This window comes from Paenibacillus radicis (ex Xue et al. 2023) (genome assembly GCF_024722015.1).
In the GTDB taxonomy this organism is placed as follows: Bacteria; Bacillota; Bacilli; order Paenibacillales; family NBRC-103111; genus Paenibacillus_S.
Map to the genome: position 1 here is coordinate 1 of NZ_JANQBD010000011.1, position 11,861 is coordinate 11,861.

Genomic DNA, 11,861 nt, shown 5'->3' on the forward strand with positions numbered 1-11,861 from the left:
GCGTCTGTGTAGATGTTGCCTTCCAGATTCCGCATACCGTCGGCCTATCTCAATGTTAGTCAATTTCGGGGCTCCGTCACTTTTCAGGCCTACTGCCTGACTGTCTACGCTTAGCACTCAACATTACCGCTGATAGCCCAAGACTCGCTATTGGCAACGCGGCTGCACGTTCTACCAAGCAGGGGTTCCACCTGCTAAATTACACGACCTTGCCCGGTCGCTCGCGGAATTCAGACTTCCGCTATCGCACGGAAAGCACCATAAACAGAGAGATAACGGAAGTCCTGATTCCGTTATCTCTCTGTTTGTGTTCATTGTGCTCCTATTTACCCCAAATAGCGGAATTCAGACTTCCACTATCTGCTTAAATTGGAGGCAGCAGATTAGATAACGGAATTTTCAGTTCCGTTCAGTACCTTTAAACCACATAGCTGCCTCACCATGATTATTAAAGGAACTCACCTGATGGTTGAGTATATAACGATTTCAAGCGTCGAGAATCACGCTTTGCTGCAATTCGACGTTGTGCCCTATTCATGAGTATCGCTCCAGCAACTCCAAGAGTCTGCGCCGGATCGACACCTTCAATTCCTCCGGCTCCTCCAGTACGGCCTCGTCCCCTAATCCGATAAAGAACTCCGTATAAAAAGGGATGTCACTGCGGGGCACATCCTTATCGATAACGCCGCTTCCGTCTTCGCGCACTTGCATCAGAGGAGCAAGCCACAGCTCGGATTCGCAGCGCTGGACACCGGCCGGGCTTAACTCCGCCCGAAGGTGAACAGGCTCCCGCGGCTCTGCAACCTCTCTGCGGCTGAGGCGGATATCGCTCAGATCGAGCGGGTCCGTGCCGGATGCATCATATATCGCAGCGCGAATTCGATCGCATCGGAATACGCGAAAGCCCTCGCGCAAGAAACAGTAAGCCGTGCAATACCAGAAGCCATTGTTAGCATATATACAGACCGGCTGAATCCGACGGTTACCCGTCCCCTCCTCCTTTGACTCGTATTCGATGGCAAGCACCTTCTGATGTACCGCCGCGTCAAGAAGAATGGCCAAGCTGGGCGCATCGCCACGCCTCGCTGGCGTAATGAAGTCGACCCGGTCCTTCATGCCATCAATCCGGTCCCGGACGTCCCCAGGCATATGAAGGTAGAACTTTCGCAGAGCCGAAGCGGATTCAGCTTCGAATGGCAGCGAGGAGTAATGACGCAGGGCATGCACCGCAAAGAACATCGCCACGGCCTCTTCCTCCGTGAATGCGATCGGAGGCAGTACTCTCTCCCTGATCACCTGATAGCCCCCGTGTGGCCCCACTTCCGAATAAAGCGGTACCCCCAGCTCGCTCAGCTCCTGCAGATCCCTTAGAATCGTACGCTTAGATACGCCAAATTCATCGGCAAGCTCCTGTACTTTGAATCGCCGCTTCCGGTTGACAGTCATCATCAGTTCCATCAGTCTTTTGGACTTGGGCATCCGGATCATCCTCTTTTTCATAAATAAATTAGTTTGTGACAAATTGTGTCACTATTATAACTTACGATATAAAACGTAAGCAACACTAAACCATTAGGAGTGATCGACCATGCGTAAATATACGGTATTGTTCTTTCTCATCATGTTCATGATCGGAACCGATACGTTCCTGATCTCACCCTTGCTCCCTACACTGCAGACACAGTTCGGCGTGTCAACGAGTATCGCCGGATGGATGCTTGGCGCCTATACGCTCGGTTCGGCCGTCTTCGCCTTGATCGCAGGACCTCTGTCCGACGGTTGGAATCGCAGAACCGTGCTTCTGAGCGGCTTGCTCGGATTCTCCGTAGCGACAATTTTATGCGGCTTCGCGGACAGCTTCTGGACGATGTGCCTGTTCCGTTTCCTTGCCGGCATCAGTGCGGCATTCACCGCTCCGCAGGTGTGGGCGTCCATCCCCGCCATCATGCCTGCATCCCAAATATCGAAGACAATGGGCATCGCCTTCTCAGGGCTCGCCGCATCCCAGGCGTTTGGTGTGCCCATAGGTAGTTGGCTTGCGACCGCCCATTGGTCTGTTCCGTTCTGGACGATTGGAATCGCATCTTTTCTGCTTGCCATCGTCATCTTTTACACGCTGCCCGACATAAAGCCAAGCGTCCAAAAGGATGAGCGGACGTCGATCCTTCGCCGGTATGTCCCGTTGATCACGAGCAGGAAAGCAAGGGGCGGCTTCTTCGCTTACCTGCTCCTTCACTTAGGATGCGGAACCGCATTCGCCTTCGTTGGCAAGTGGATGGCAGACCAGTTCGAGCTTCCAGTCGGGCAAATCGGTACTGTAATGATCTTCCTCGGACTTGGCAATCTTCTGGGGAGCACGGTTAGTGCATATGCATCTCAAAAGCTGGGTCATGCAAAGGCAGTCGCGGCAGGAATGGCATTACTCCTGGCTCTATACGTGGTGATGCCTCATCTAGCGAGCCTTCCTGGCGTGACGATTGTCTATTTCATCATTTGCACGATACTCGGGATAATCTTCCCGATTGTTATGGGTGCACTCACTTCGCTCAACTCTTCAATTCGCGGAACGATCTCCAGCCTGGCCAACGCGACGATGAACGGTGCGAACACACTCGGCGCATGGGCGGCAGGCATACTCTATGTTCAGCTCGGGGGCTATTCGTCAATCGGTATCTTCTCAGGGATCTGCCTTGCACTATCACTCGGGACTTTCCTGTCCAGTGGCGTCCTGGGGAGGAACTCACCGACTAGCGGCAAGGGGTAACCATACGTACTTCCTATGCTATTCAAGGCATTATCTGAATGCAGTGCCTATACGACAAATCTGCCACCAATGGGTCAGAAAAACGCCGCTCCTGCATATGCATAGGAGCGACGTTTTTGAAGAGCAAGCATGCTGCGCTTATAAATTTGTGAAACACATGGCCGCAGCCTTTCTATCTCTTACCGGAGTCAAAAGGCTCGCCCGCCGCTTTCGGGGCATTCGATGTTTTGGAGAACACAATTAGCGCCAACAACGTGACGACATATGGAAATACCTTGAGAATAATAGGCGGAAATACCGCTAGCGACGGAATAACCTGAGATACATTAGCTATCGTGCTTGCAAAACCGAAGAATAGTGTAGCCCCCACGATACCGAAGGGTCTCCATTGTCCGAATATTAAGGAAGCCAAGGCCAGAAAACCCAATCCAGCCACACTGCCTGTAAATTCGCCCGCAAAGGTAACAATCATCGCGGCGCCGCCAAGTGCCGAGAAGGCACCGGAAATAATCACTCCGGTATATCTCATCGATTTTACGTTGATGCCTGATGCTTCCGCCGCGTGCGGATGTTCGCCGCATGCGCGCAAGCGCAGACCAAACGGTGTTTTGTAAAGAACAAAGGTACTGAGGAACACAATTAACAGGATAAACCATGTTGATGCGTATGTATTGGAAAAGATTAAGGGACCTACGACCGGAAGCTTCGAGAGCAGCGGCACCTCGAAGGGCGTAAAGCCGGTGGTGATGCGTATATTGCCGCTGCCTGTAATATTGCGTGACAGAAAAACCGTTAGTGCCCCGGCTACCAGATTGATCGCCGTACCACTAATAATCTGATTAGCACTGAGACTGATGCTGGCAAATGCATGCAGGAGGGAGAATACCGCCCCGGCTGCCATCGCGATAAACAAACCGATCCAAATGACAGCCTGATTGCCAGGCCATATGGACTGTAATTTGAAAATAACAAAAGCGCCAGTGAACGATCCTACAACCATCAGCCCTTCGAGACCGATGTTCACAACACCGCTTCTTTCACTAAATAATGCGCCCAACGCCGTTATCAAAAGCGGAATGGTAAACACGATGGCATAAGGAAATATTTGTTGAAGCGTTACCCACATAGGATCATTTCACCTGCTTTCCTCTGGTTGATGAGCGTCGGTTAACCCAACGGATCAAACGCTCAATGAGAATACTGGTAGCTGCAAAGTAGATAATGATAGCGATGATCGTATCGGCAATCTCGGGAGGAATCTCAGTCATGGCATTCATGAAGCCTCTGCCTGAAGAAAGCAGTCCGAAAAAAATCGCAGATACGAGCACACCAGCCGGTGTATTGGCTCCCAGCAGCGCAACCGCTATTCCGTCAAAGCCTTGCGATGGCATAATCCCAATTTGCATATTCACGGCATTGCCCGCATATTGAGCTACGCCGCCAAGACCAGCGAGCCCTCCGGAAATAACCATTGACAACGCCATACTGCGTTTGACCGCTATACCCGTATATTCAGCAGCATATCGATTAAAGCCAACCGCTTTCAATTCATAGCCAAGCGTCGTTCTATCAATGATAAAAGCGACAAGAATAACGGCTATAAGCGCAATGAAAATCCCCAGGTTAATGTAGGATCCCCCGAACAGCTCCGATAAGAACGGCTCCTTCAGCAGGGCAGTATCCGACAAATTTCTTGATTCGGTTTCCAAATACGCCCCTTTGAAATAAGCAGGCACCACGTAATAAACCGTCCAGTAAGCTATCCAATTCATCATAATTGTAGAAACCACTTCATGAACGTTAAACCTCGCTTTGAGTATTCCCGGGACGAATCCCCATATAGCGCCACCGATAAAACCGCTGATCACCATAAGTAGCAGCAGCTGAGCTCTTGGCAGGTCAAAGCTCAGTCCAATGGCCGTCGCGCAAAGACCTCCAATCAACATTTGCCCAGCTACACCTATATTAAATAAGCCTGTTCTAAAGGCGAAGGCTACGGATAATCCGGTAAAAATCAGCGGGGTTGCCGTTGCTATCGTATTCCCGATTCTTTCCGGGTTTTTCAAACCACCCTGGAACAAGTAGCTATATCCCTCAAATGGATTATGGCCCGTCACCGCCATCAGCAACGCTCCGGCCAGCAAGCCCAGAACGACGGCAAGCAGGGAAGTAATCCCGCTTCTCATACGCCTCCCCCCCTCTTCACACCGGCCATCATCAAGCCGACTTCCTGCTCGTTAGTATCCTTTGACTCCACGACTCCGATAAGCTCACCATTATTCACAACAGCGATCCGATCCGATACTTGGATTACTTCTTCCAGCTCCAATGAAACCAAGAGCACCGCTTTCCCTTGATCACGATGCTCAATTAAACGTTTATGAATATATTCGATGGAGCCTACATCCAAGCCACGTGTTGGCTGCACGGCAATAAGCAGATCAGGAGCCAGCTCGAGCTCCCTCCCGATGATTGCCTTCTGCTGGTTCCCTCCCGATAATGATCTGGCCACAGATACAGCGCCTTGTCCTGATCGTACATCGAAGCTTTCCAGAATCCGATTCGCATACTCACGGATGGCCGGCTTATTCAGAAGCCCTCTTTTAGAAAACGGCTCGCGGTGGTATACCTCCAAAATCATATTTTCTTCCAAAGTATAGTCTAGCACTAGACCCCGTTTATGCCGGTCCTCCGGAATATGGGCAATCCCTTGCTCAATTCTGTCGCGAATTGCCATACCCGTAATATCCTTCCCCTGGAACCAGACATGCCCGGATTCGATCTTACGAAGCCCCGTTATACCTTCTACCAATTCTGCCTGCCCGTTTCCTTCAACACCCGCGATACCAACGACTTCTCCGGCACGTACATCCAATGAGAAGTTATTCAATGCGGTCAGCTTCTTATTGTTACTAATAGTTAGCGAATCCAGCCTGAGCACTACCTCGCCCGGCGTAGATGTCTGCTTATCTACCTTGAAAGAAATTTGACGCCCCACCATCATCTCTGCCATTTGGGCCTCGGTAGCTTCCCCCACATCAACCATTCCTATCGTTTTGCCACGGCGGATGATGGTGCAGCGATGTGCAACAGCTTTGATTTCTTTGAGCTTATGTGTGATCAAAATGACCGATTTGCCTTCCGCAATCAAATTTTTCAAAATCTTTTCAAAATCTTGGATCTCCTGAGGGGTCAGCACAGCGGTAGGTTCATCGAATATCAGTACCTCTGCGTCACGGTAAAGCATTTTCAGAATCTCCACTCTCTGCTGCATGCCAACGGAAATATCTTCAATTCTGGCATAAGGGTCAACATTCAATCCATACAATTGAGACAGCTTTTCGATCCGCTTGGCAGCTGCCTTTATATCAAGAATAAGTCCCTTCCGGGGCTCGCTGCCGAGAATCATATTTTCTGTAACGGTGAACTTCTCTACGAGCTTGAAATGCTGATGAACCATCCCAATTCCCAGCTTGTACGCAACATTCGGATTACTGATCCGGGTTTCCTCACCATTAACCTTAATTATGCCTCGATCCGCCTGATACATGCCGAAAAGTATACCCATCAGCGTCGATTTACCGGCGCCGTTCTCCCCCAGCAGGGCGTGGATTTCTCCTCGCTTCAAACGAAGCGTAATATCGTCATTCGCGACAATACCGGCAAATTCCTTACGGATATTGAGCATTTCAACCACATAATCCATCTATTTGTTCCTCCTTTACTCGCAGGTTCCGCTATATACCCAGATATACAAAAAGACGGAGGTTATCCGTCTTCTATATACCCGTGGCATTGCTATATACCAATCCTTATTTTATTAGTGAGCCCTGTTCGGCAGCTACTTTTATTTCGCCAGCTTTGAGCTTGGCCAATACTTCGCTAACCTTCTTCACAGTATCCTCGCTAAGATTCGGATTTTTATCCGGTATGCCCACACCATCATTTTTGGAATCGAATGTTAAGGTTTTACCCCCCGGGAATTTACCTTCCTTCTCGGCTTTGACCATGTCATAGGCTGCGTGATCGATTTTCTTCATAGCTGATGTCAGGACAACCGATTTATCTCCTTGATATACACCATCCGCATATTGATCCACGTCAACACCCACTACCCAAACCGCCTTACCAGAAGAAACGCGGGTCTTGGTTTCGTTAATGACTCCAACACCAACGCCGCCAGCCGCACAGAAAATAACTTTCACACCGCGATCGAACATTTGCGCAGCCAATTGTCCTCCAGCTGCTACGTTGTCAAAGGAGCCTTGATAAATAACGTTTTCTTTCTTCAAGCTGATCTTCGTACCTAGCTTTTCATTGGCGTATTGAATCCCTTGCTGAAAGCCCCAGTTATATTTTTGTACAGGTGGAATTTCCATGCCGCCAATAAAACCGGCTTCACCTTCCTTAATCTGAAGCGCCGTGGCTATACCAGCTAAATATCCCGATTCCTGCTCTGCGAAAAAGATCGCTACCGTGTTTTCCTTTACTACGGATTTGGAATCACCACTATGTGGGAAACCATCAATCAATACGAATTTGGCATCCTTATATTTATCCTGGGACTTGAATATCGCCGTTTCAAACTTAAAGCCAGGAGTTACGATAAACTTGAATCCAGCATCATACAGATTGCCAATTTCCTTCATATAATCAGCCTCTGTCGTCCCTGTCGGCTTCAAATATTTATCGGTAAGCTTCAGTTCGCCTGCGGCTTTTTGAATACCTTCCCAGGTCCCTTGGTTAAATGATTTGTCGTCAATCGAGCCGGCATCCGTAACCATCCCTACCTTGAAATTGGATACTGCCGATGTACCACCGCTTGGATTCTCTTTTTTACCACCACCACAACCTGTCACAAACATAACAATAGATGCGATTAACATCCATGTTTTTAACCCCTTTTTCACTATTAACGCCCCCTCAAATGTTAATTTATCTATCATATCAAGATAATATAATAACTATATGCGGAAATCTTATTTATTTCAACCTAACTTTATGTCAGTTTTCCTAACTTATTATTAAGAACACTCTTTCTGTATAGGACCTTTCAGCAAATCATACATCCGATAAACAATAGCTTTTCCCACAAGATTCTCCTTTATTCTGCTAATAATACCTTTATTAACTAAAAACCGTCCCCTTCTCCATTTGCCCTCACAAATAAGTTTTACCGATGTTGTTTTTAGAGAAAATTCAGTTATGCTTAAATTAAGCAGCAGGTTGATAAATATATCATTTGGGGTTGATGCGAATTGTTTAGTATATTTTTAATTATCCATCTTCTTACAGGTATTATTTGTTTAGTAAGCGGCTTATTCGCTATGTTTTTCAAGAAGAAAAAAGGCAAGCATACACTAGCAGGGGAAATTTATCATTGTTCCTATGTTATTGTATTTGTAACAGCCATTGTGATGTCCATTTTACATTGGGAGACAAGCCAGTATCTCTTTTATATCGCTTTATTTTCTTACGGCCTTGCTTTACTTGGCTATTTGGCCGCTAAAAAAAAGTGGAAAAATTGGTTGGGTTCCCATATTGGGGGACTGGCAGGTTCATACATCGGTATTGTAACCGCCACTTTGGTAGTAAACGTACATAGAATTCCTGTTTTAAATGAACTGCCCCAATTACTGTTTTGGTTCTTACCTACAATCATAGGAACTCCAATTATATTTATAGTCGGAAAAAAATATAGTGCACCAAACATATAATTGATTTATTCATAGGTGTATGGGGGGAGGGGGAATGCGAGTATCCAGATCGCCGAAATAACAAGCCGAAAATATATCCTATTGGTCACTTACAAGATGAATGTCTTAATGCTATTTATAGATTCTCTTCGGTTATTTTTAAATTGCATAATCCCAAGCAGCTGCGCCAAGCCCAATAGCAGCATAGAACTTTTTTAACCGCATGACTAACTCCTCACAGCATGGCATGGCAGCCTAGCAAACCGCACGCAATTAGCAGGAAAATGTCATGTTATTTCCTCCCAAAAAAGCGTTCCAATCCCTATAACTGGAATTTCTCATGCTAATTCTAAGGGTTTGGGTTGATCTCAGCCCTATCCCCTCTATTAGCAGGAGTTTTTCCAGTTAGATTGCTTTCAAACGATTTCCAGGCTGAATTAACGGGAGGATTTCCATCTATCATCCGACAGCCCTCCGAAAATCCTAGTCTCCTTTAGAATGAAAGCAACTTCTGAACATCTGTTCTAGCGCGATCACTTATGCAACATTAGAAAGGGTGCCCTACTTTAGCGCTACAAAGCAATTAAACTCCCTCTTATACGTAAGAAAAGCTTCTATTCGAAGCCCTCTCGATGAAGATACATTCGTGTCTTAGCGGTTGCTTTTCTTGCAAAATTAGAAAGGTGAACCTCCGGTTCAAACTTAAACTTTCTAGTATCATAAAAAAGGCAGTTGAATGATACAAATCAACTGCCTTTCCTATTTGGGTGGTTAAGCCTGCTTTAAGCCAGATAATTCAGCTTCTGTAACCGTATAAGAGCGGACAAAAGGCTGGTCCTGTACCGGCTCTCCCTTTGTATAATCGATAATGACGATGGAGCCGTCCGGTTGCTGTACCCATTGCGGATATCCGTTATCTCCAGCTGAGAATCCGGATTTATCGAGCAGGACAAGCCTGTCTCTGCGAAATTGATCAGGGTAGCCGACCGCTGCATTCCATTCCCAATCAATGGTATAGTCATCCGGATTAATAACCTTTACAGATAACGACCGCCAGTGGCTGACAGAACGGTTCCGCTTAGCTTCATTCTGAATATACCGGTTGCCGAAGCTGACCGTTCGCGTGGCCAAGCCTACTGTATTCGTGTGCAGCAGCAGTTCTCCGTCCACATAAATGAAGATCTCATGATGCTCCCGAATGATCTTGTATTGATGCCACTTGCGTGTGTCCAGCATAAATCCTTGCTCTGGCCGCCCGGCCAACGACACACGGTCTGTCTCAAAGCGGATCCAGCAGCCGGCGCTAATGCAGCAGCCATACTCGTCTGCCTCCTCCAGTCTCATTTCCGTCTCTAGTTCTACACGTGATACATCATTTTGAGCCGGATATAATTGGAACCTCACAGCACGTTCAGGGCCTTCCTCCGTTCTTAGGGTCATGATACCGTTGTCGATTTCACAATCAGCTTCATTCCATATGAAGGAGTTCGGCTGATAAGTAAACGGCTCCTCCGGATCGAACACAAACGCATAGGTGGCATTGGTGCCCAACGCATTTCTGAAAACAGCCAGTGCCTTGCCCGACTGCAGCATACCAAGTGTAGGACGGTGACCGTGAAACGGCGCCAGTACCCCTTGATCCCAAGTCAGGCCGTAATCATTGCTTCGGATCATACGGCTTGGCTGCCCATAACGGGTGCCATGGTCAGCGCAACGAGTTACAGCGAGCAAATGTCCGGGCTTGATTTCTGCAAAGCCGGCTTCCGCGTCCGAGTACAACGGATGGTCCGTCATAAATGATTTCCGTCCCCAGGTTTGTCCGCCGTCATCCGAAAACACAGCCGCCTGCTTATAATACACTTTAACTCCGGGGAACCAGTCGTATTTGGCCGGGTTGCCAAATTCATAATAGGTTGCCGGATTAAAGCGCAGTCTAGGCTCCATTTCACCGACTTCCGCTCTTGTATACATCAAGCTCCCGTTCGATAGCTCCTGAATATATTCCGGCTCACCCCCAACATCATCTATCCGGTGCGGACCATCCCAGGTCAAACCTTCATCATAGCTCCAAAACAATTCATTCCACATCTGCTTATTGTAGACCCAGGTCGATAAATATTGGAATTCGGTTTGCGGTTTCTGCAGCCCGCGGTCACAAATAACAACCAACCTTCCGTCAGAAAGTGAATTAATTCTCGGTACTACGTACACACTCCCCTGTTCAAAAACATCGGTATACGATATCGATTGATGGTTGATCCATGATTGCCCGCCGTCCAAGGATCGTGTAATCATGATATCCGTTTTCGTACGATGATGGCTGTCCGTACGCAAATAGCATGCCACAAGCGCTCCCTTCGCCGCCTTGGCGATCCCGGGAAATGAAATGTACATATCCTTTTCTTGAGCTACCAAATGTTTATTGGAATCGGACACCTTTTTCATAGGGTCACACACCTCCCTTTACATTACCGCCTAATAAGATTTGTGAAAGCTTATTCATTCCGTCAGTCGTAAGCGGCTGCAGCGGAAAATGCGGCACTCCCTCGCCGAAGCCCAGATATTGCGCCATTCCCTTCAGAACCGGAAGTGAATACCCTTCAATCGAGAATGCTTCCTCCAGCCGGACGATAAAATCTTGTATTTCATAGGCTTTCTCCAATTCTCCCTGTCGAACAGCTTGAAATAACGAAACCATCTGATCAGGGATTACATTGCCGACCCCCGGAATCAATCCGGCCGCACCCATTTGCAAGCTGATTACACTTAACACCTGCACCCCCTGCAGCACCGAAAAATGCGGCAAATCACGGGTAAGACGAATCGCCTGCTGAAAATGAGGCATGTTACCGGAGCTGTCCTTGTAGGCTACGACATCTGGGAAACGGGCGATCTCGTTAACCGTCGCCGGTTCAATCGGGTTGCCGGTATACACCGGAACATTATAAATAATGAGCGGCAATGAAGTCGCTTCGCGAATTGCGGCGTAATGCTTGACAATCTCTTTCTGCTTAACACGGAAATAGTAAGGGGTCACAGCAACTACCGCATCCGCCTGCAGCTCCTCCGCCTCGCGCACAAGTTCCAGCACTCTCGCTGTGCTGGTTTCCATAACGCCAACCAACAGCGGAATTCTTCCTGCACACTCCGATTTCAGCGCCTGCAGCGCCTTCAAGCGCTGCTCACGGGTCAGCATTGGCGATTCAGCTGCCGTTCCCATTGCAAAAATACCGTTTACCCCAGAGCCGATCATATAGTTTGCCAAACCCCGCAAAGCAGCCGTATCGACATCCAGCTCCTTTGTAAACGGTGTAAGAATTGGCGGAATAATACCTTGTAATTTATTCATATTAACTTACCTCCCTTTGTGTATGGTCAGACTTTTGTTGCAAGACAAAACA

General features: G+C 47.9%; 9 protein-coding genes. 2 read left to right on the top strand and 7 right to left on the bottom strand.

The window, feature by feature from the left end:
• Positions 1-534: 534 nt before the first annotated feature.
• A complete protein-coding gene (locus NV381_RS15890; RefSeq protein WP_258214279.1) occupies positions 535-1,479 on the bottom strand; it encodes a helix-turn-helix transcriptional regulator in 945 nt (314 codons plus the stop codon).
• Between the two features lie 109 nt (positions 1,480-1,588).
• On the opposite strand from NV381_RS15890, the gene NV381_RS15895 reads away from it, so the two are divergent.
• Positions 1,589-2,764, top strand: a complete 1,176-nt coding sequence (locus tag NV381_RS15895; RefSeq protein WP_258214280.1) for an MFS transporter — start codon at positions 1,589-1,591, stop codon at positions 2,762-2,764.
• A gap of 172 nt (positions 2,765-2,936) precedes the next feature.
• Here the strand turns inward: NV381_RS15895 and NV381_RS15900 are convergent, their stop codons facing one another.
• From NV381_RS15900 to NV381_RS15915, 4 genes are all read right to left on the bottom strand, one after another.
• A complete protein-coding gene (locus NV381_RS15900; protein WP_258214281.1) occupies positions 2,937-3,890 on the bottom strand; it encodes an ABC transporter permease in 954 nt (317 codons plus the stop codon).
• A gap of 4 nt (positions 3,891-3,894) precedes the next feature.
• Positions 3,895-4,950, bottom strand: a complete 1,056-nt coding sequence (locus NV381_RS15905) for an ABC transporter permease (RefSeq protein WP_258214282.1) — start codon at positions 4,948-4,950, stop codon at positions 3,895-3,897.
• Positions 4,947-6,470 (bottom strand): ABC transporter ATP-binding protein, encoded by a 1,524-nt coding sequence (locus NV381_RS15910; RefSeq protein ID WP_258214283.1) that lies wholly within the window; start codon positions 6,468-6,470, stop codon positions 4,947-4,949. Before NV381_RS15910 ends, NV381_RS15905 begins: the two co-directional genes overlap by 4 nt.
• Positions 6,471-6,576: 106 nt before the next feature.
• Positions 6,577-7,674, bottom strand: a complete 1,098-nt coding sequence (locus NV381_RS15915; RefSeq protein WP_258214284.1) for a BMP family lipoprotein — start codon at positions 7,672-7,674, stop codon at positions 6,577-6,579.
• Positions 7,675-8,022: 348 nt separating this feature from the next.
• Between NV381_RS15915 and NV381_RS15920 the strand changes: the two genes are divergently transcribed.
• Entirely contained in the window at positions 8,023-8,481 is a 459-nt protein-coding gene (locus NV381_RS15920; RefSeq protein WP_258214285.1) for a DUF2306 domain-containing protein, read from the top strand.
• Positions 8,482-9,231: 750 nt separating this feature from the next.
• Here the strand turns inward: NV381_RS15920 and NV381_RS15925 are convergent.
• Positions 9,232-10,905, bottom strand: coding sequence for a sialidase family protein (locus tag NV381_RS15925; RefSeq protein WP_258214286.1), 1,674 nt, complete (start codon positions 10,903-10,905; stop codon positions 9,232-9,234).
• Positions 10,906-10,909: 4 nt separating this feature from the next.
• The gene (locus NV381_RS15930) at positions 10,910-11,809 is read right to left on the bottom strand and encodes a dihydrodipicolinate synthase family protein (RefSeq protein WP_258214287.1); all 900 of its coding nucleotides are present in this window, start codon (positions 11,807-11,809) and stop codon (positions 10,910-10,912) included.
• Positions 11,810-11,861: the final 52 nt, after the last annotated feature.